Origin of the sequence: Actibacterium mucosum KCTC 23349 (genome assembly GCF_000647975.1) — a bacterium.
GTDB lineage: Bacteria > Pseudomonadota > Alphaproteobacteria > Rhodobacterales > Rhodobacteraceae > Actibacterium > Actibacterium mucosum.
In genome coordinates, this window is the sequence record NZ_JFKE01000001.1 from 116651 (window position 1) to 134186 (window position 17536).

Annotated in this window: 17 protein-coding genes; 9 read left to right on the forward strand and 8 right to left on the reverse strand. The window is 58.6% G+C overall.

Translation table 11 applies throughout. The annotated features are described in order from the left end of the window. Position 1: 1 nt before the first annotated feature. Positions 2–979 (forward strand): aldose epimerase family protein, encoded by a 978-nt coding sequence (locus tag ACMU_RS00630; protein WP_035255218.1) that lies wholly within the window; start codon positions 2–4, stop codon positions 977–979. Further along, complete coding sequence (locus ACMU_RS00635) at positions 976–2289, forward strand: cytochrome-c peroxidase (protein ID WP_035255221.1); 1314 nt, start codon at positions 976–978, stop codon at positions 2287–2289. The genes ACMU_RS00630 and ACMU_RS00635 overlap by 4 nt, the downstream gene beginning before the upstream one ends. Here ACMU_RS00635 and ACMU_RS00640 read toward each other — a convergent pair. Continuing rightward, positions 2283–3821: a CRTAC1 family protein gene (locus tag ACMU_RS00640; protein ID WP_035255222.1), complete on the reverse strand. Its 1539-nt coding sequence runs from the start codon at positions 3819–3821 to the stop codon at positions 2283–2285. The genes ACMU_RS00635 and ACMU_RS00640 overlap by 7 nt on opposite strands. Further along, positions 3811–5004 carry an ROK family transcriptional regulator gene (locus ACMU_RS00645; protein WP_035255224.1) on the reverse strand — a complete coding sequence of 398 codons (1194 nt, stop codon included), beginning with the start codon at positions 5002–5004 and terminating at the stop codon, positions 3811–3813. Before ACMU_RS00645 ends, ACMU_RS00640 begins: the two co-directional genes overlap by 11 nt. A 226-nt stretch (positions 5005–5230) precedes the next feature. On the opposite strand from ACMU_RS00645, the gene xylF reads away from it, so the two are divergent. From xylF to ACMU_RS00660, 3 genes are all read left to right on the forward strand, one after another. Next, the gene (gene xylF, locus ACMU_RS00650) at positions 5231–6250 is read left to right on the forward strand and encodes a D-xylose ABC transporter substrate-binding protein (protein ID WP_035255227.1); all 1020 of its coding nucleotides are present in this window, start codon (positions 5231–5233) and stop codon (positions 6248–6250) included. 143 nt (positions 6251–6393) lie between these two features. Continuing rightward, positions 6394–7659: a sugar ABC transporter permease gene (locus ACMU_RS00655; protein WP_035255230.1), complete on the forward strand. Its 1266-nt coding sequence runs from the start codon at positions 6394–6396 to the stop codon at positions 7657–7659. Between the two features lie 14 nt (positions 7660–7673). Further along, on the forward strand, positions 7674–8441 hold the full coding sequence (locus ACMU_RS00660; protein ID WP_035255232.1) for an ATP-binding cassette domain-containing protein: 768 nt from the start codon (positions 7674–7676) through the stop codon (positions 8439–8441). 62 nt (positions 8442–8503) lie between these two features. Here ACMU_RS00660 and ACMU_RS00665 read toward each other — a convergent pair whose 3' ends face one another. Then, entirely contained in the window at positions 8504–9121 is a 618-nt protein-coding gene (locus ACMU_RS00665; RefSeq protein WP_035255234.1) for a TetR/AcrR family transcriptional regulator, read from the reverse strand. Between the two features lie 132 nt (positions 9122–9253). On the opposite strand from ACMU_RS00665, the gene ACMU_RS00670 reads away from it, so the two are divergent. Further along, positions 9254–10225: a haloalkane dehalogenase gene (locus tag ACMU_RS00670; RefSeq protein ID WP_161635603.1), complete on the forward strand. Its 972-nt coding sequence runs from the start codon at positions 9254–9256 to the stop codon at positions 10223–10225. Here the strand turns inward: ACMU_RS00670 and ACMU_RS00675 are convergent. Beyond that, complete coding sequence (locus ACMU_RS00675; RefSeq protein ID WP_051587734.1) at positions 10222–10962, reverse strand: helix-turn-helix transcriptional regulator; 741 nt, start codon at positions 10960–10962, stop codon at positions 10222–10224. The two genes, ACMU_RS00670 and ACMU_RS00675, sit on opposite strands and share 4 nt — an antisense overlap. A gap of 87 nt (positions 10963–11049) precedes the next feature. Here ACMU_RS00675 and ACMU_RS00680 point away from each other — a divergent pair, with 87 nt between their 5' ends. Continuing rightward, positions 11050–11586, forward strand: coding sequence for a peroxiredoxin-like family protein (locus tag ACMU_RS00680; RefSeq protein ID WP_035255237.1), 537 nt, complete (start codon positions 11050–11052; stop codon positions 11584–11586). Here ACMU_RS00680 and ACMU_RS00685 read toward each other — a convergent pair. From ACMU_RS00685 to ACMU_RS00700, 4 genes are all read right to left on the reverse strand, one after another. Further along, positions 11583–12254: a nucleoside triphosphate hydrolase gene (locus ACMU_RS00685; RefSeq protein WP_081805338.1), complete on the reverse strand. Its 672-nt coding sequence runs from the start codon at positions 12252–12254 to the stop codon at positions 11583–11585. The two genes, ACMU_RS00680 and ACMU_RS00685, sit on opposite strands and share 4 nt — an antisense overlap. Continuing rightward, complete coding sequence (locus ACMU_RS00690) at positions 12238–13020, reverse strand: ATP-binding cassette domain-containing protein (protein WP_035255240.1); 783 nt, start codon at positions 13018–13020, stop codon at positions 12238–12240. Before ACMU_RS00690 ends, ACMU_RS00685 begins: the two co-directional genes overlap by 17 nt. Further along, a complete protein-coding gene (locus ACMU_RS00695) occupies positions 13017–14087 on the reverse strand; it encodes an ABC transporter permease (RefSeq protein WP_081805367.1) in 1071 nt (356 codons plus the stop codon). The genes ACMU_RS00690 and ACMU_RS00695 overlap by 4 nt, the downstream gene beginning before the upstream one ends. 106 nt (positions 14088–14193) lie before the next feature. Then, positions 14194–15156, reverse strand: a complete 963-nt coding sequence (locus ACMU_RS00700) for a sugar ABC transporter substrate-binding protein (RefSeq protein ID WP_081805368.1) — start codon at positions 15154–15156, stop codon at positions 14194–14196. Positions 15157–15432: 276 nt separating this feature from the next. On the opposite strand from ACMU_RS00700, the gene ACMU_RS00705 reads away from it, so the two are divergent. Continuing rightward, on the forward strand, positions 15433–16656 hold the full coding sequence (locus tag ACMU_RS00705; RefSeq protein ID WP_051587738.1) for an ROK family transcriptional regulator: 1224 nt from the start codon (positions 15433–15435) through the stop codon (positions 16654–16656). A gap of 68 nt (positions 16657–16724) precedes the next feature. Further along, a complete protein-coding gene (locus tag ACMU_RS00710; protein ID WP_152544472.1) occupies positions 16725–17531 on the forward strand; it encodes a FadR/GntR family transcriptional regulator in 807 nt (268 codons plus the stop codon). The last annotated feature ends 5 nt before the right edge of the window (positions 17532–17536 follow it).

Below are 17536 nucleotides of genomic sequence, written 5' to 3' on the forward strand. Positions count from 1 at the left end.
CATGCAAGACACCGTCACGCCGGACCAAATACGCGAATTCACGTTGCGGGATGGCGACGTGGCGGTGTCGTTGCTTAATCTTGGAACCATCACCCGCAGATGGCGGGTGGTGGGCAATGATGGTCCGGTCGACATCGTTCTTGGCTATGAAGACCCCGCCGCCTATTTGAACAACCCGTCTTTCCTTGGAATCATTGCCGGGCGCGTCGCGAACCGCATCGCGGCAGGTCAGTTCCAGCTGGAGGGCAAAACTCATCAGATCGACGTAAACGAGCCCCCTAACACCCTGCATGGTGGGACGCAGGGGCTTGGCACGCGTCTTTGGGCAGCAGAAATAGATGGCCCACGCTCGGTACAATTCACCTATCACTCGCCCGAGGGGGAGTGTGGCTTTCCCGGCGCGGTGGATTTCGCCGTTGAAGTTGTTCTGGATGGCCCACGTCTGACTTACTACATGTCCGCCAAGCCGGATCGCCCTACTCCGATCAACCTGGCGCAGCATTCGTACTATAACCTTGTGGGCGCTGGTGAAATTGGCTCTCATCATCTGAAAATACGGGCCAATCACGTCACTCCCGTCGATGCCGCAGGTATCCCCTCTGGCGCTTTGATGTCAGTGGACAACACCAAGTTTGACCTGCGCGAGGGACCCGCCCTTGCTGATGCCTTGGCCGAAGGTGGTCTGGATCACAACTATGTTCTGACGCAAAGCGACCGGCCCAGCGCGGTTCTGACCGGCCCTAATGGGTTGCAACTGCAGATGTGGACAGACCAACCGGGATTGCAACTGTATACCTCCGGCGGCCTTGCCCCTTTGCATAAACCCCTTGCCGGGCAGGACCATCAACCGAACACGGCCGTTTGTCTGGAGCCTCAACTCCACCCCGACGCGATCAATCAGCCCGGTTTTCCCAATTGCATTGCTACCCCGGATGCGCCCTATCATCAGGTGTTAACAATCGAGGTCGCCCAAACATGACGTTTCGCTGCCTGACAGCGCTGCTTTGCACCACAACTCTAGCGACAGCGGCAGAGTTGCCAAAAGCGGATGCGGTCTTTCCCAAAGTGGACATGAACGCGGTCAAGGTCGGGCAGTTGTTGTTTTATGATCCGATCCTCAGCGGCAACCGCGAGGTTGCCTGTGCCACATGCCACCACCCCGATCACGGAACCTCGGACGGTGTTTCGCTGGGTTTGGGTGATGGGGGCAAAGGGCTGGGCCCTGCACGTCGGATCGATGCTGCCAACGCGCCCGAACAGCGCATTCCGCGAAATTCGCCCGCCTTGTTCAATCTCGGGGCAACCGAGTTCACCGTGATGTTCCATGACGGCCGGCTTGAAGCCGATCCGCAAGAACCAAACGGAATCCGAACGCCGTTGGGCGAGGATATGACCCAAGGTTTCGATTCCATCCTGTCCGCGCAGACCATGTTCCCGGTCTTATCGGGTGACGAAATGGCTGGGCATTACAGCGAAAATGACATCAGCCGGGCTGTGCGTCAGGGCCTTCTGGCTCAACCCGGCGGCGCGTGGGATATCATCACCGCGCGGGTTGCCGGCATCCCTGAATACCGCGCTATGTTTGACCCGGTAATCGGAACGGATGAGGCAATCAAGTTCACAGACATCGCCAACGCTTTGGGCGCTTTCATCGCTTTCGAGTGGCGCGCCGACAACAGCCCGTTTGACCAGTTCCTACGCTATGGCCAGACGCTGCCGGACGAGGCGATGGATGGGATGGAGCTGTTTTATGGCAAAGCGCGTTGCGCCGATTGCCATAGCGGCCTGTTTCAGACCGACCACCAGTTTCACGCCATCGCCATGCCGCAGATCGGGCCGGGCAAGGCCGCCCGGTTCGAGACTCATCACCGCGACACGGGCCGAATGCGCGTGACGGGCGACCCGGCTGACGCCTATGCGTTCCGCACTCCGTCTTTGCGCAACGTTGCGGCGACCGCGCCTTATGGCCACGCGGGTTCTTATGCCACGCTAGAGGCGACGATTCGCCATCACTTGAACCCCGTTCAGTCCCTGAAAGCATACAGCATCCTCAACGCTGCCCTGCCTGAGTTTCCGGACAGCCCGGACTTGGCGCTGATGCAGGACGAAACCGAAGTGGCCGCAATTGCGTCAGCCAATGTGCTGCCGCCTTTCACCCTGAGTGACGCCGAGATCGCCGCATTAGAGGCATTCTTGATCACTTTGACTGATCCCCTGTCCGAGGCCGGGCGATTGGGCATCCCGGAAAGCGTTCCCAGTGGTCTGCCGGTGCCAAGGGCCGTTCAGTAGTTAACCAAGGTCAACCCGGCGCCGTTTGGCGTGATGGCCAAGTGCTGATTCACCTGAACCGAAATCCAGTCGCTGACATCCCCTTCAGGCCAAACCACGCGGATTTCGGCAGTTTCAGCAGTGCCCAGCCCAAAATGCTCGGCCCCGGCGACACCTCCGGCATGACCGCCGCCAACCACCAACTCGCGGAATTGAGTGGTGCCATTTGAACGAAGTTCAATCCACGCGCCGATGGCCTGTGTGTTCACACCAACTTGCGACAGGTGCACAGTTAGCCAATTGCCCGCATCCGGTGTGACATTGCGGTAAACCTGCAGCCTCGCGCGCCGGTTCACAACTGCGAGGTCCAGCAAACCATCCAGGTTGAAGTCAACCATCGCCGCGCCACGGCTGCGATCCATACTGCCCAAGCCGGCAGCCCCGCCAAATTCGGCAAAGCTGGCATCGGGCTGTTGGATCAACAGGTTGTTTGGATCCTTCATTGCCGCACCAGGCATCTGTTCAACGTTGCCCTTGGCCACGAAAATATCGTCCAGCCCATCGTTCTGCACATCCGCAAAGGCCACGTGCCAACCGGTCGACGGACGCCCATCGCCGCCCTCGTAGGGGCGGTGCGCGGTGGTTCCGCGCTCATAAGTGGCGTCGCGATAGGTGGGACCCTTGGCACCGGGTTCCAGCGCCTGCAGTTTCTGGTCGCCCATCGAGGTCAGGTAGACTTCGGGCAGACCATCCCCGGTCAAATCGCGACTGGCAATGCCCATGCCCCAGATTTGATAGTTCTTCCAACCGTCGTCAGCGGTGTAAAGGCGCGGTGTGGCCTCCATCGACCAAAGCTGCTCGGCCCCGCCTTTGACGTAGTAATGGCGGTCATTGCTAACCCGTAGATCTGCGCGACCCTGGCGGCCCCAGTCACTGAAAAGGATGGAAAGCGTGCAGAATCCAGGTGTCAGCAAAAACGGTGCGCCATAGTCAGCGCCCGAGGGTCGAAACAACAAGCTGTCGTCGCAGGTTTGAAACGGGCCATTGGGATCATGGCGATCCACGTAGTTGCCAAATGCAAGGGTGGGCAGGCTGTGCCCCTCCTCCCACGTGGCCGAAAACGCTGTTGTCCATTGGTCGTGATCACCCAAGTCATAGTCGAACAGGGTAAAGCGGCAATCCCCTTGCCCTTTCAGCAGTTGGTTTTCCCCCACCCGCAACACCGCAAGATCAAGGATCCCGTCATTGTCGATATCCAAAGGATAGGCACCGGTGACACCCTCGATTGCCAGTTCGGCCGGAGTATCCAGTACAAAGCTTACCGCACCACCACGTTCGCTGGTGTTGCGCAAAAGGCTTGCAGGGTTCTCACCGCCAGCTGCGTAAAGGTCAGGCAGATTGTCAGCGTTGCAGTCAAATGCGGCAACACCCCCACCAACAAAGAACTCCCAACCGCCGTCATAGACATGCGGTGCAACATCGACTTGTTCGAACAAGGGGTTGGCCTGCGCCACCACAGGAACAAGCGCCAGAACAATCAGCTTAGTCCGCAACTTCGCACAACCTTTCAATTGCCATATCGGCCACGGCGTCGATGGCAAAGGCCGCCGCGCCACGCGCCCACATCAGGTCGCCCCATTTGTGGATCACGACGCGCGGTGGCGGCATGTCAATCTGGATCGTCGCCTCGCGGATACGGTCGATCACGTCGTTCGCATATAGATGATCCATTTGCATGCGCTCGCCCGACAGTATGATCAGTTCCGGGTCAAATATGTTCGCAAGATTTGCCAGCCCCATTGCAAACATGCGGGAGGCGCGGGTGACGATGGATTTGGACATCTCGTCGCCTTCGCGTGCCGATTCCAGCAGCTCGGGGATCGTGATTTGCTGGCGTCGCCCGCTGGCAACTGAAGCTTCGCGAAGCAAGGCATAGTCTGCGACATAAGCTTCGAGGCAGCCGCGCTGCCCGCAGCGACACAGCGCACCGTCCAGTTGAACCTTTGTATGCCCAAATTCGGCGCCACAACCCCGCGTGCCACGGAACAGTTTATTGTTGATGACAATCCCCATGCCAACGCCGCTTTCGACTGTAACAACAAGGAAGTCTTTGACGCCACGGCCCTCGCCAAAATACTGCTCGGCCATCGCGACGAGGTTGGCGTCGTTGTCGATAAAGAACGGCACGCCCAGCTCTTTCTCCAGAACCGGCTGCAGATCGACATTGCGCCCGTTCAACGAAGGCGACCAATACACAAAGCCACGTGGGGCATCGACAATGCCGGCCATGCCCAAACCAACGGCGGACAGGTCATCCAGCGCAATGTTGGCCAATGCACATGCATCAGCCAACACACCACGCAATGTATCGGCAAGGGCTTGAGGCGCGTAAACGGAGTCTTCCAAGGTCGGGGCATGCTCGGCCAGCAAATTGCCCTCGAAATCCAAGATCACCACCGACATGGTCGTGTTCGCCAACTTTACACCTGCAACGATATGGGCGTTTCCACGCAGCTTGAGGTCCACACGGGGACGTCCGCGTGCGCTGTCTTTGTTCGCGCCAGAGGTGTTGACCGTTTCGATCAGTCCGTCCCGCAGCATTTCAGCAGTGATCGTGGTGACCGTGGCCTGGCTGATTCCTGTGTTCCGGGCGACGTCGATTCGGGCAATGCCAGACGATTCGCGAATGGCATCAAGGACCGCCTTTCGACTTTTACGTTTCTGATCGCCAGCCATCTGTCCCCCCAAACGAATCGGTGCAAGGCATCCGATTTTTCCATTGTTTTTCAAACAATTTCAACCATCCGCCAGTGGCCTCCACTCCAACAGCGAACAATGTCAGCATAGTCTTTTTTTCGGCTTTGCGTTATTTAATTTGCAAATGAAATTTAAGATGCTACAAAAAATTGTGCTCCCCGTTCGCAATGATCGGGGTTGGGACACACCACATTGGGAGGAACACATGAAACGTTTCGGAATCGCCCTTGCGGCGGTATTTTCGACTGCAGTATCCACTGCTGCACTGGCCGACGGCCACGCCCTGACTGTTGGCGTAAGCTGGTCGAACTTCCAGGAAGAGCGCTGGAAAACTGACGAAGCCGCCATCAAAGGCGCGCTGGACGCCGCCGGCGCCAACTACATCTCGGCAGACGCTCAGTCGTCGTCGGGCAAGCAGCTGTCGGACGTTGAAGCGCTGATCGCTCAAGGCGCAGACGCTCTGATCATTCTGGCTCAAGACGCCTCGGCCGTTGGCCCGGCAGTTCAGGCCGCGTCGGACGAAGGCATCCCGGTTATCGCTTATGACCGCCTGATCGAAGACGCACGCGCCTTCTATCTGACCTTCGACAACGTCGAAGTTGGTCGCATGCAGGCCCGCGCCGTTCTGGCCGCGCAGCCCAAAGGCAACTACGTCATGATCAAAGGCTCGCCTACCGACCCGAACGCAGACTTCCTGCGTGGTGGTCAGCAAGAAGTGCTGCAGGCAGCCATCGACGCTGGTGACATCACCATCGTTGGCGAAGCCTACACCGATGGCTGGGTTCCGGCCAACGCACAGCGCAACATGGAGCAGATCCTGACCGCCGCTGACAACAAAGTTGATGCCGTTGTGGCGTCGAACGACGGCACCGCCGGTGGCGTTGTTGCTGCCCTGACCGCTCAGGGCATGGAAGGTATCCCGGTTTCGGGTCAGGACGGCGATCATGCTGCTCTGAACCGCGTTGCCATTGGCACCCAAACCGTATCGGTTTGGAAAGACGCCCGTGCACTGGGTAAAGCTGCTGGCGAAATCGCCGTAGCACTGGCCGCTGGTGAAGCCGTAGAAGGCGCCGCCGAGTGGACTTCGCCTTCGGGCACCACGCTGCAGTCGATGTTCCTGGCACCGGTTCCGGTCACCGCCGACAACCTGAATGTTGTTCTGGACGCTGGCTGGATCGCCAAGGATGCACTGTGCGCCGGCTCGTCGCTGGCCGTGTGTAACTAATACGAAACCGTCCCCTCGGCTTCGGCCGGGGGGACACCCAACCTTTTCTCCTGACAAGACTGGCGATTTAATCTTACTGTGGGGGTACTCCGCGCAGACGGATGTCGCATGTAAACTGAATGCCGATTGGGGAGGTATTTCATATGCAGAACTCGGAACAATCCTTTATCCAGAAGCTGGGGATCGACACCCGGCTTTTGGGGATGATCGGCGCGCTTGTCGTGCTGTGGATCATCTTCGGTGTCTTCACCGACGGGCGCTTCTTGTCGCCGCGTAACTTCTTTAATGTTAGCGTCCAAACTGCCTCGGTTGCCGTGATGGCCACCGGCATGGTGTTTGTTATCGTGACGCGCAACATCGACCTGTCGGTTGGCTCAATGCTGGGCTTTATCGGTATGACGGTTGCAGCGCTGCAAGTGCAGGTGCTGCCCGACATCCTGGGCCTGGGACACTGGTCTATCTGGATCATCGCCGCATTGGCCGCCATCGCGATGGGTGCGGTGCTTGGTGCGTTCCAGGGCTGGGTCATTGGTTATCTGACCGTTCCCGCCTTTATTGTGACGCTGGGTGGCTTCCTTGTCTATCGCGGTGCGATGTGGTGGGTGACCAAGGGCCAGACCCAAGCACCGCTGGACACGACATTCCGCCTGCTGGGTGGTGGCGCAGAAGGTACACTGGGTGAGACGCTCAGCTGGATTTTCGGTGCTGTGGCCGCGCTGATCGCGGTTGCGATGATGTTGCTCAGCCGCAAGCGCAAGTCGGACCATGGCTTTGTCGTAAAACCCGTCTGGGCCGAAGGTATCCTGATGGCCACCGCCGCGGGTCTTATCATTGCCTTTGTATGGATCATGAACAGCTATCCGATTGCCAAGGGCGCGATGAAGCGGATTGCTGCCGCCAAAGACATCGAACTGACAGAAGGTCTGGTTTGGTACCATGGCGTCGCCATCCCTGTGGTGATCCTGCTGGCAGTGACGGTTGTGATGACCATCATTGCGCAACGCACCCGGTTTGGTCGCTATGTCTATGCCACGGGCGGTAATCCTGAAGCAGCCGAGCTGTCGGGGATCAACACCCGCATGCTGACGGTCAAAGTGTTTGCCCTGATGGGGGCGCTGACCGGCATTGCCGCGATCATCGCCTCTGCACGCCTGAACGCGGTTGACGTGGGTCTGGGCACGCTGGACGAGCTGCGCGTAATCGCGGCCGCCGTTATCGGTGGCACGGCGCTGGCTGGCGGGTTTGGTACGATCTATGGCGCCGTGATCGGCGCGCTGATCATGCAGACACTGCAATCGGGCATGGCCTCGGTCGGCGTTGACGCGCCGCTGCAAAACATCGTCGTTGGTCTGGTTCTGGTTTTCGCCGTCTGGGTCGACATCGTTTATCGCCGGCGCACCGGTCAATAAGGGGGATTGAGGATATGACGAACCAAACACCTCTTGTCGAGATGAAGAACATGAGCATCTCGTTCGGCGGTATCCGCGCCGTGGATGATGTGAGTGTGGATCTGCAACCGGGCGAAGTTGTGGGCCTGCTGGGCCATAACGGCGCCGGTAAGTCGACACTGATCAAGATGCTGTCGGGTGCCTATCAGGGGGATGCTGGCGAGATCTACGTGAATGGCGAACGGGTTGAGATTCACAACCCCCGGGACGCGCGTAAATACAATATCGAGACCATCTATCAGACGCTGGCGCTGGCAGATAATCTCGATGCCGCATCGAACCTGTTTTTGGGGCGCGAGCTGGTCACCGCAACCGGCACGCTGGACGATGACGCGATGGAGGCTGAAACCCGCAAGATCATGGGCCGCCTGAACCCGAACTTTCAGAAGTTCAGTTCGCCGGTATCGGCCCTGTCGGGTGGTCAGCGGCAGTCGGTGGCGATTGCGCGTGCGGTGTATTTCAACGCCAAAATCCTGATCATGGACGAGCCCACCGCCGCACTTGGCCCGCACGAAACGCAGATGGTGGCCGAACTGATCAAACAGCTGAAGGCCGAAGGCATCGGCATCTTCCTGATCGACCACGACGTGCATGCCGTGATGGAACTGTGCGACCGCGCCAGCGTCATGAAAAACGGCAAGCTGGTTGGCACCGTGAACATCCCTGATGTGACCGATGACGACCTGCTGAGCATGATCATCCTGGGCAAAAAGCCTGGAGAAAAAGCTCCCGCGGAAGAGTAGGTCATCCCCCTGCTCTCCCCTCCTAACGGCGCCGCCTCACCCAGGTGGCGCCGTTCTCGATTCTAGTCCAGACATGCGCATGACAAACCCAACGCTTGCAGCGTTGTATGCACTGGCGTCCACAATGCGTCCTCGTCATGCACGGCACGTGCCATTGTGTTCAGACCTGCCAGCAGGTTCTGCAGCGCTGGTGCAATCTTGGCGATGTCCGCATCGTCGGCGATCTCGCCCTGCGCCCTTGCGATGGCCAACAATTGCCGGAAACGTTCAGTGCTTGCATTGACTGCTGCCGCTGTCATGTCCAGCACTTCCTGATCACGGCCATGCACTTCGTTCAGCGTGTTGATTATCATGCAGCCGCGATGTTCCGGGTCTTCGGCGCGCTGCTTGGCAACGGCGCGGAAGACCTCGACAATTTTTGGAACCACTTTTTCGCCCGGTGTGATGTCGGACAGAACGGCATCTGGTGATCGGGCGGCGTAAACCTCCATCACCTTCGCAAACAAAGCCTCGCGCGTGTCGAACGCGTTGTAAAAGCTGGACCTTGTGATCCCCAGTTTCTCGGATAACGACTTGACCGTTGCCGCTGAATACCCGTGCGACCAAATCTCTTGCATCACGGTTTCAACTGCTTCGTTCTTGTCGAATTTCGAAGGTCTGGGCATTTTTTGGATTTCCATTTTATACATGTATGGACAAAACAAGTCCCTTTCATTAAACACTACTGTACAAAACCCTCAGATGCAACTTTGCTCTGTGACTTTCCCCAATGGCGCGTCACGTGACGATGCCAAACAATGAGGTATTGCCAAATGGCCAATCTTCTAAAACTCGCGGTGTTGGCTCTCGCAGCGCTGCCACTTTCAGTGCAGGCCGAAGCACCTGCGCACAAACTGCCACTGCCTGTGATCTCGGAAGAACAATCACTGACGGTGAAAATGATCCCTGTTTTGGACAGCGAGATCGCCTATGTGGAATCCGGCACCGGTGCGCCGGTTCTGTTCATCCACGGCAACCCGACCTCGTCTTACTTGTGGCGCAACGTCCTGCCCTATGCAGCCGAAACGGGTCGTGCAATCGCATTCGACCTGATCGGAATGGGCAATTCGGGCAAGCCCGATATCGACCATAGCTATGCCGACCACTATGCGTATGTCGAAGGGTTCGTTGAAGCCATGGAACTGACCGATATCACGTTGGTCATCCACGACTGGGGCGCAGCGCTTGGATGGGACTTTGCCCGTCAAAACCCGGACAAGGTCAAACGGATCGCGTTTATGGAAGGCGTTCTGCCCCCGTCCTTTCCGATCCCATCATTCGACGCAATGGGGGATGTAGGGCAGGCGATGAAAGCCATGCGCGATCCCGTGCAAGGTCATGAAATGGTGATTAAAAACAACATGTTTGTTGAGGTCGTTCTGCCCGGATTCGTGAACCGTCCGCTGGGCGCTGCGGCGGTGGAGGCCTATGGCGCGCCATTCGCAGACGAGGCATCGCGAACACCAACGCTGGAATGGCCCCGTCAATTGCCGATCGAGGGCGCCCCAGCCCAAATGGTGACCCTGATGGAAAACCTGCATGACTTCATGACAACCACCGACATGCCGACGCTTTTGATCTATGCCGAACCCGGCGTGTTGGTGCCGCCGCAGGCCGTGGGGTGGTATACGTCCAACATGCAGAATGTTGAGACCGCTTTTGCCGGGCAAGGGTTCCACTTTTTCCAAGAAGACCAACCAGACGCAATCGGTCGCGCGCTGAAAGACTGGATGCGCCGAAACTAAGCCCCTTGCGGGTGGCGCGTGCCTTGCGCCGCCCGCGACTTGCGGCGGGCAGACGGAAGCTGCCCGGTGGCCTGCCGAAACGCCCGCGTGAAGGCGTCGTCGGAGCGGTATCCCAGGCGCCGCGCCACCTCGGACACGCGCGCGCCGTGGTCCAATTCAATCGCAGCGCGCGACAGCCGCCAGTTCCGAAGATAGGTCATCGGCGATACGCCCACCACATCGCGAAAACGGGCCATGAACGCGGATCGTGACATGCCGGCCTCTTCCGCCAAAGCCTCGGTTCGCCACGCCAGGTCCGGTCGGTCATGCATCAGCGTCAAGACCCGCGCCAATTGTGGGTCCGCCAACCCTGCAAACAAACCGGTTTCCGCCACGCCCTCTTCGGTTGCTCGACGCAAAAGGTGTATCAACAATGCCTCGGCGTAACCCGTCAGTACCGTCTGACGCCCGCATCGCGTCGTCTTCAACTCGTCGACCAGCAATCCGACCAACGCAAAGGCCGGCGTGTCTGGCGTTGCGGTGAACCGAAAACCCTGCATCGAGGCCAGCGGGCAAACGTCGCCGGCGCGCGTGTTCACGCGGATGGCCGCAACGGTCTTTGGACAGGTAGAAGCAACCACAACAGCAAAGTGCGCGCCATCGGGCAGGATACATACCTTTGCGCCTTGCAATTCCGGGCCGCCGACGGCCTCGACGGAAAGGGACTGCACGAGGGATGCCAGACGATCTTGCTGCATTCTTGGACCTTATAGCGGATTTATAGGACTTTCTCCGCCTTTTTGTCCGGTATTGCAAGATCAACGTTAACCAACCGGAGTCTTCTGATGCTGATACCACGTAAAAAAACACCTGATCTTTCCTTGCCCCTTGTCAACGGCGGGTCGTTTGACCTGACCAACGACGCAGGCCCGAAGGGCACGGTATTGTCATTCTATCGCGGCCTGCATTGCCCGATTTGTGCAACCTACCTGAAAGAGTTGGAGCGTCTGACCCCCGAATTCGAAGAGCGCGGTATAACAACTCTTGCGATTTCGTCAGACGGCGTTGAACGCGCGTCGGACATGGCAAAGAAAATCGAGGCAACGAACTTGCGATTTGCCTACGACTTGCCTCTGTCCGAGGCGCGTGACTGGGGTCTCTATATCTCGACCTCGCGCGGTAAAACGTCGATCGGCATCGAAGAGCCAGCGTTGTTCTCGGAACCCGGCCTGTTTCTGGTAACGCCAGAGCAGTCGCTTTATTACATGTCGGTTCAGACCATGCCGTTTGTCCGCCCCAGCTTCAAAGAGTTGCTGGGCGCCATCGATTTCGCGCAGAAGAATGACTATCCGGCCCGCGGCGAATACCAGGGCGAGGTTTAAACCTGAACCCCGTCCAGCTGGCGGATGGTCCAGTCCGCCGGCAACGAGTTATTGACCACCGTCCGGGCGTTGGGAATGTCGTTTTCCAACGCCCGTTTGCGGGCTACGTCTTCTGGCCAGCCATATCCCTGCCATCGTGCGATCAGGCGTTCCTCCAGTGCGCCCATAGGCACATCCAGAAACACTGTCAGATCAAACATGCCACGTAGCCTGTTCCAAGGCGCGCGATTCAGAAGTAGATAGTTCCCTTCGACCAAAACGATACGATCCCCTTCCGTCACCAAGCCCGCCGCCGCACGAGACAAGTCGTCGGCGCGATCAAAGACGGGAAAGGCTACCTCAGGCTCGACCCTAAGACGCTGCACCAGATGCACGAAGCCTTCGCCATCGAAGGTTTGCGGTGCACCCTTAACCGGTCGCTGACCGCGTTCGTCCAGAATGCAATTGTCGAAATGAAACCCGTCCATTGGCACAACCACGGCATCGGGTGTTGTGGGATCGTTGGCCAGCACCGATGACAACGCGGAACACAACGTGGACTTGCCTGCGCCCGGCGGTCCGGCCAGCGCTACCAGGACCCGCTTCCCTTCGTCAGGCAGCCCGCCGATATGGCGCGCCACCGCAGTTAAGGTGGTGCGGGATGGAAGTGGCTCAGGCGGCGGCGGCATCCTGAGGCGGCTCCTTTGCGCCGGTCATATAAGCCACGGCGTCCGACATTGTGCATTCGCTGGGTTTGATCACGCAAAGGCGTCGGCCAAGCCGATGCACATGGATCCGGTCAGCCACTTCAAAAACATGCGGCATGTTATGGCTGATCAGCACAATCGGGATGCCGCGCGCGCGCACGTCATTGATCAGCTCCAGCACCCGGCGGCTTTCCTTGACGCCCAGCGCCGCAGTGGGTTCATCCATGATGATCACCTTGGACCCGAAGGCCGCGGCGCGGGCCACGGCCACGCCCTGACGCTGACCGCCCGACAGGGTTTCCACGGCCTGGCTGATATTCTGAATGGTCATCAGACCCAGCTCGGTCAACTTCTCGCGGGCGAAACGTTCCATCTCGCGCTTGTCGAGCTGTTTGAAAATCGCGCCCCGAATGCCGGGTTTGCGGATCTCGCGCCCCAGAAACATATTGTCGGCAATCGACAGGGCAGGCGACAGAGCAAGCGTCTGATACACAGTCTCGATCCCCGCGTCGCGGGCCGAAATCGGGCTGGGAAACACAACTGGTTGTCCGTCCAGTAAAACCTCTCCCTCGTCTGGTTGGACAGCCCCAGACAGTGCCTTGATCAGGGTGGATTTGCCCGCGCCGTTATCGCCGATCACGCCCAGAACCTCACCCGGGTAAAGGTCGAAATCTGCATGGTCCAGCGCCACAACGCGACCAAATCGTTTGACCAGTCCCTTAGCTTGCAAAATGGGTTGCTGGCTCATACCGAAACCCTCCGGATCCATTGGTCGATTGAAACCGCCAGGATGATCAGGCAGCCGGAAGCGAACAGTACCCACTGTGGATCAGCGCCAGCCAGACGCAGCCCGGCCGCAAAGACTCCCACGATCAGCGCGCCAAAGAGCGAACCCAAAATCGCCCCGCGCCCACCGAATAGCGACGTGCCACCGATCACCACGGCGGCGATGGATTCAAGGTTGGCCTCTTGGAACGAGGATGGCGAAACCGACCCCACGCGCCCGATGGCCGCCCAAGCCGCAATGCCACAGATGAAACCAGCCACAACATAGACCGACACAAGGATGCGATCGGACCGGATACCGGCCAGTTCGGCGGCATCCTTGTCGTCGCCAACGGCGTAAACGGCGCGTCCCCATGCAGTGTTGGTCAGCAAGTACCAAAACACCAAGAAGATAACCAACATAAGCACCACACCATAGGTGATATTGGCGTTGAACCCGATCAGGTCGTCGATGAAGGTCACTTTGCCGCCGAAGAACTTCAATGCGGGTGCCTCGGCATCAATGTCCTGACTTCGGATCGATTGCGACCCTGTGTAAAGGAAAACCGAAGCAAGAAAGATCCGCCACGAGCCCAGAGTAACGATAAAGGGCGGCAGCTTGAGGCGGGTGACCAGAACACCGTTCAGCATACCGCAGGCCATGCCCACCAGAATGCCAATGATGATCGCAAACCCTGCTGGCATGCCATAGGTCACACCAAGATTGCCCATCACCACATAACTAAGAACCATCACCGCACCGACGGACAGGTCGATCCCGGCTGTTAAAATCACCAATGTCTGTGCGCAAGCAAGGATGCCAACGATAGCGACCTGCTGCATGATTAAGCCCAGCGTGAAGGGCGAAAAGAACCGCTCTCCGGCGACCAGGCCGAACCCAACGATGGACACGGCCAGAATGATCACCGGCACCATGGCCGGGTTCGCGTGCAGGAAATGCTGGAACTTGTCCAGAAGTGAACGGTGGCCTTCAAACTCGGCGACTGAGGTGTCGCTGCTGTCCAGCTCTGCTTCGAAATTGTCCGCCATCATTCCCTCAATGTTGGCGGCGCGTGTGGGCGCCTGTCATGTCTTCGCAAAAACGGGGGCCGGATGGCCCCCGCCTGTTGTACGATCCGGAAATGTCAGTGTGACATCAACCCCAGCAGCGGTCGAGGCCTTCCGCGATGCCAATCGACGGCACACCGTCAACCGCTTCGCCGGTAACCAGGCTGACGCCGGTGTTGAAGAAGTCCAGACCCGGGGTGTTTTCCGGCTTGGTGCCGTCCTTGGCCCAGGCCGCAATCGCTTCGATACCCAGCGAGGCCATCAGCAGCGGGTACTGCTGCGAGGTTGCGCCGATCACGCCGGCCTCAACGTCCTTGACGCCCGGGCAACCGCCGTCAACCGAAACGATCAGAACGCCTTCTTCCTTGCCGAAGCTTTTCAGCGTCTCATAGGCGCCAGCGGCAGACGGTTCGTTGATGGTGTAAACAACGTTGATGTCCGGGTCCTTCAGCAGAAGGTTTTCCATCGCCTTGCGGCCACCTTCTTCGTTGCCCGAGGTCACGTCGTTGCCAACGATGCGGGGATCGTCTTCGTCACCCCATTTGCTGACGTCTTTTACGTCGATGCCGAAACCGGTCAAAAAGCCCTGGTCACGCAGAACGCCAACGGACGGCTGGCTTTCGTTCAGGTCCAGCATGGCGATCTTGGCGTCGGCAGCTGCGTCGCCCAGCGTGGCCGCGGCCCAGGCGCCGATCAGGCGGCCAGCCTCGAAGTTGTCGGTGGCAAAGGTTGCGTCAGCGGCCGAGATCGGCTCCAACGGTGTGTCCAGCGCGATCACCAGAACACCTTCGGCACGGGCGGCTTCAACCACCGGCACGATGGCTTTGGTGTCCGACGCGGTCAGCAGGATACCTTTGGCGCCCGAGGCCACGCAGGTCTCGATGGCCTGCACCTGGGTTTCGTGGTCCCCGTCCACCTTACCGGCATAAGACTGCAGCGAAATGCCCAGCTCTTCTGCCTTGGCGGTGGCGCCTTCCTTCATTTTCACGAAGAAGGGGTTGATGTCGGTCTTGGTGATCAGACATGCCGAGACGGCATGTCCATCGGCCATGGCACCAGTGGCCGACAGCAGGCCAGCCACGGTTGCAGCAGCAGTTGACCCAATAAGCTTGGATGTAAGTTTCAAGAGAACCTCCCATTTTCTCGTTCCCACCAACTTGTCGGGTTAGCGGGTAACCGGTCTCCCATACCGGTCCGAGAACATGAAAATGCGATTCTGAAGGTCAAGTCAAGAATATTAAGTCAAAGTGATTTAATATTGACAGGACGCGGTTCACGTACCCACGCTCTTGAAGGAATCTTGGTTTTCAGGTACGTGGCCCGCGCAATGGATGACGTGGAAAAAGATAAGGAAATTCAGCAGGCTGAGCGTGTGAACCTGCATCTGCGGGGGTCCAACCTGTCTGGTGTTCGCGCACATAACGAGCGCCTGATTCTTTCGCTTGTCCGGCAGAAAGGCACGATGACCAAGGCCGAGATCTCGCGAAATTCGGGTCTGTCTGCGCAGACAGCCTCGGTAATCACGCGACAGCTTGAGGCTGACGGCCTACTGCAACGCCATACACCGATCCGGGGGCGCGTGGGGCAGCCATCCACACCGCTTTCGATCGCTGCAGACGGGGCCTATTTTGCCGGGCTAAAGATTGGACGACGCAGTTTGGACCTGGTCATTGTCGATTTTTTGGGCAACCCGGTGGCGCGGCGACGGCGCCTGCATTCCTATCCGACACCTGCCAAAGTCATCGACTTTATTGCGACGGAATTGCCCGATGCCGTCAACGAAATGGCAGCGGCAAGCCGACCCAAGCTACAGGGGCTGGGCATCGCGATGCCATTCGAGCTGTGGAATTGGATGCCTGCGGACGAAGCCCCGCCCGAAGAAATGATCGCATGGAAAGATTGCGACATTGCAGCCGAGTTAGGGGCCACGACCGGCCTGCCAGTTTCGGTCCGCAACGACGCAACGGCGGCTTGCGAGGCGGAACTTGTCTTTGGCAAATCAGACCGGCCGCGCGACTTTCTGTATCTCTATTTCGGGTATTTCATTGGCGGCGGCCTGGTTCTGGATGGTCGGCTTTTTGCAGGCCCCACGGGGAACGCGGCCGGCGTTGGACCGATGCCGGTCATTGGCCCTGACCGCCGGATGACCCGCCTGATGAAGGTCGCATCCTTGTCGACTTTGGAAAACGCACTGAAAGAAGCCGGGATTGATACAGATCAGCTTTGGCGCGATCCCAGTCGGTGGAACCTGCCCGACAGCCTTTTGTCACAATGGATCGACGGCTGTGCTGGTGCCATTGCCTCGGCTACCTTAAGTGCGGCGACCATACTTGAACTCGACGCGGTCTTCATTGACGGTTGGATCCCCGAGGACATCCGTGCGCGTCTTGTGGAGGCTGCGCAAACGCGGCTGCAAAGTCTCGATCTGGCAGGCATTGCGGCACCACGTTACCTGCCCGGTTCAATTGGCGCAGATGCACGGTCATTGGGTGGCGCGGCAACCGCATTGTCGACCCGGTACCTTGTTGATCAGAACGCGTTGTTCACCTAATGCATCAAAGCCAACTTTTTGGTCAAAAACCGTGGTATTTTCCCCCGTTTTGCCAAAAAAGACCCTGATTGCAGTGGGTATTCCTCCGGGGGGCTGATAACATTCGGGCAGAGGTATTAATGACTGAACACAGCTTGACCGCGTTTGCCCTGCCTGAGGGCGTTTTGTCCTCGCTCCCTTCCGGCTCCGTGAAGGTTGTGGTGGACGAACTGGGCCGCCGCATTGCCGATCAGGTGTATCCTGTCGGCGAAACTATTCCGATGGAATCCGAGCTGATTCCGTTGTTCGGAGTGTCCCGTACCGTGGTCCGCGAAGCGATCAAAGTTCTGACCGCCAAAGGTATGCTGCGCACTGCAAGGCGGTACGGAACACGCGTGTGCGCGTTTGAAAATTGGCACCTATTGGACCCGGACGTCATTCGTTGGCACGGGCCCAACAGCCCCATGTCGTCGCGCATCTACGCAGAATCTACGGAAATGCGCTGCATATTCGAACCTCAGGCCGCCGGATTGGCCGCTATCAATGCTACGGACGAGCAGCGGCAGACGATCTTGCTGGCAGCTCGTCACATTCGGCCGGATGATGCACAACCCGACCAGATGATTGCAGCCGACTTTGCCTTTCATGCGACCATTCTTGACGCAACCGGTAACATAATGCTCAGCCAGCTGCAGGGCCTGATCCTTGCGCTGTTGCAGTTTTCGTATCCAACCGGGGCAAGCGCCGTACCGGACGAAAAGGTGTCACGACGCAACCACATCGCAGTGGCAGAATGCATTATGGCGCGCGACGCAGAAGGCGCGCGTGACAAGATGCAGGCGATGCTGAACCAGAACCAGATTGTCGCGGAAAAGATGGTGCTGCGGCGCGGGTAGGCGCC

What these genes read in the sequence shown, in the direction of transcription:
- ACMU_RS00630 (WP_035255218.1), top strand. Translation starts at nt 2, where the DNA reads ATGCAAGACACCGTCACGCCGGACCAAATACGCGAATTCACGTTGCGG.
- ACMU_RS00635 (WP_035255221.1), top strand. Translation starts at nt 976, where the DNA reads ATGACGTTTCGCTGCCTGACAGCGCTGCTTTGCACCACAACTCTAGCG.
- ACMU_RS00645 (WP_035255224.1), bottom strand. Translation starts at nt 5,004, where the DNA reads ATGGCTGGCGATCAGAAACGTAAAAGTCGAAAGGCGGTCCTTGATGCC.
- xylF (WP_035255227.1), top strand. Translation starts at nt 5,231, where the DNA reads ATGAAACGTTTCGGAATCGCCCTTGCGGCGGTATTTTCGACTGCAGTA.
- ACMU_RS00655 (WP_035255230.1), top strand. Translation starts at nt 6,394, where the DNA reads ATGCAGAACTCGGAACAATCCTTTATCCAGAAGCTGGGGATCGACACC.
- ACMU_RS00660 (WP_035255232.1), top strand. Translation starts at nt 7,674, where the DNA reads ATGACGAACCAAACACCTCTTGTCGAGATGAAGAACATGAGCATCTCG.
- ACMU_RS00665 (WP_035255234.1), bottom strand. Translation starts at nt 9,121, where the DNA reads ATGGAAATCCAAAAAATGCCCAGACCTTCGAAATTCGACAAGAACGAA.
- ACMU_RS00670 (WP_161635603.1), top strand. Translation starts at nt 9,254, where the DNA reads ATGGCCAATCTTCTAAAACTCGCGGTGTTGGCTCTCGCAGCGCTGCCA.
- ACMU_RS00675 (WP_051587734.1), bottom strand. Translation starts at nt 10,962, where the DNA reads ATGCAGCAAGATCGTCTGGCATCCCTCGTGCAGTCCCTTTCCGTCGAG.
- ACMU_RS00680 (WP_035255237.1), top strand. Translation starts at nt 11,050, where the DNA reads ATGCTGATACCACGTAAAAAAACACCTGATCTTTCCTTGCCCCTTGTC.
- ACMU_RS00685 (WP_081805338.1), bottom strand. Translation starts at nt 12,254, where the DNA reads ATGCCGCCGCCGCCTGAGCCACTTCCATCCCGCACCACCTTAACTGCG.
- ACMU_RS00690 (WP_035255240.1), bottom strand. Translation starts at nt 13,020, where the DNA reads ATGAGCCAGCAACCCATTTTGCAAGCTAAGGGACTGGTCAAACGATTT.
- ACMU_RS00695 (WP_081805367.1), bottom strand. Translation starts at nt 14,087, where the DNA reads ATGGCGGACAATTTCGAAGCAGAGCTGGACAGCAGCGACACCTCAGTC.
- ACMU_RS00700 (WP_081805368.1), bottom strand. Translation starts at nt 15,156, where the DNA reads ATGGCCGATGGACATGCCGTCTCGGCATGTCTGATCACCAAGACCGAC.
- ACMU_RS00705 (WP_051587738.1), top strand. Translation starts at nt 15,433, where the DNA reads ATGGATGACGTGGAAAAAGATAAGGAAATTCAGCAGGCTGAGCGTGTG.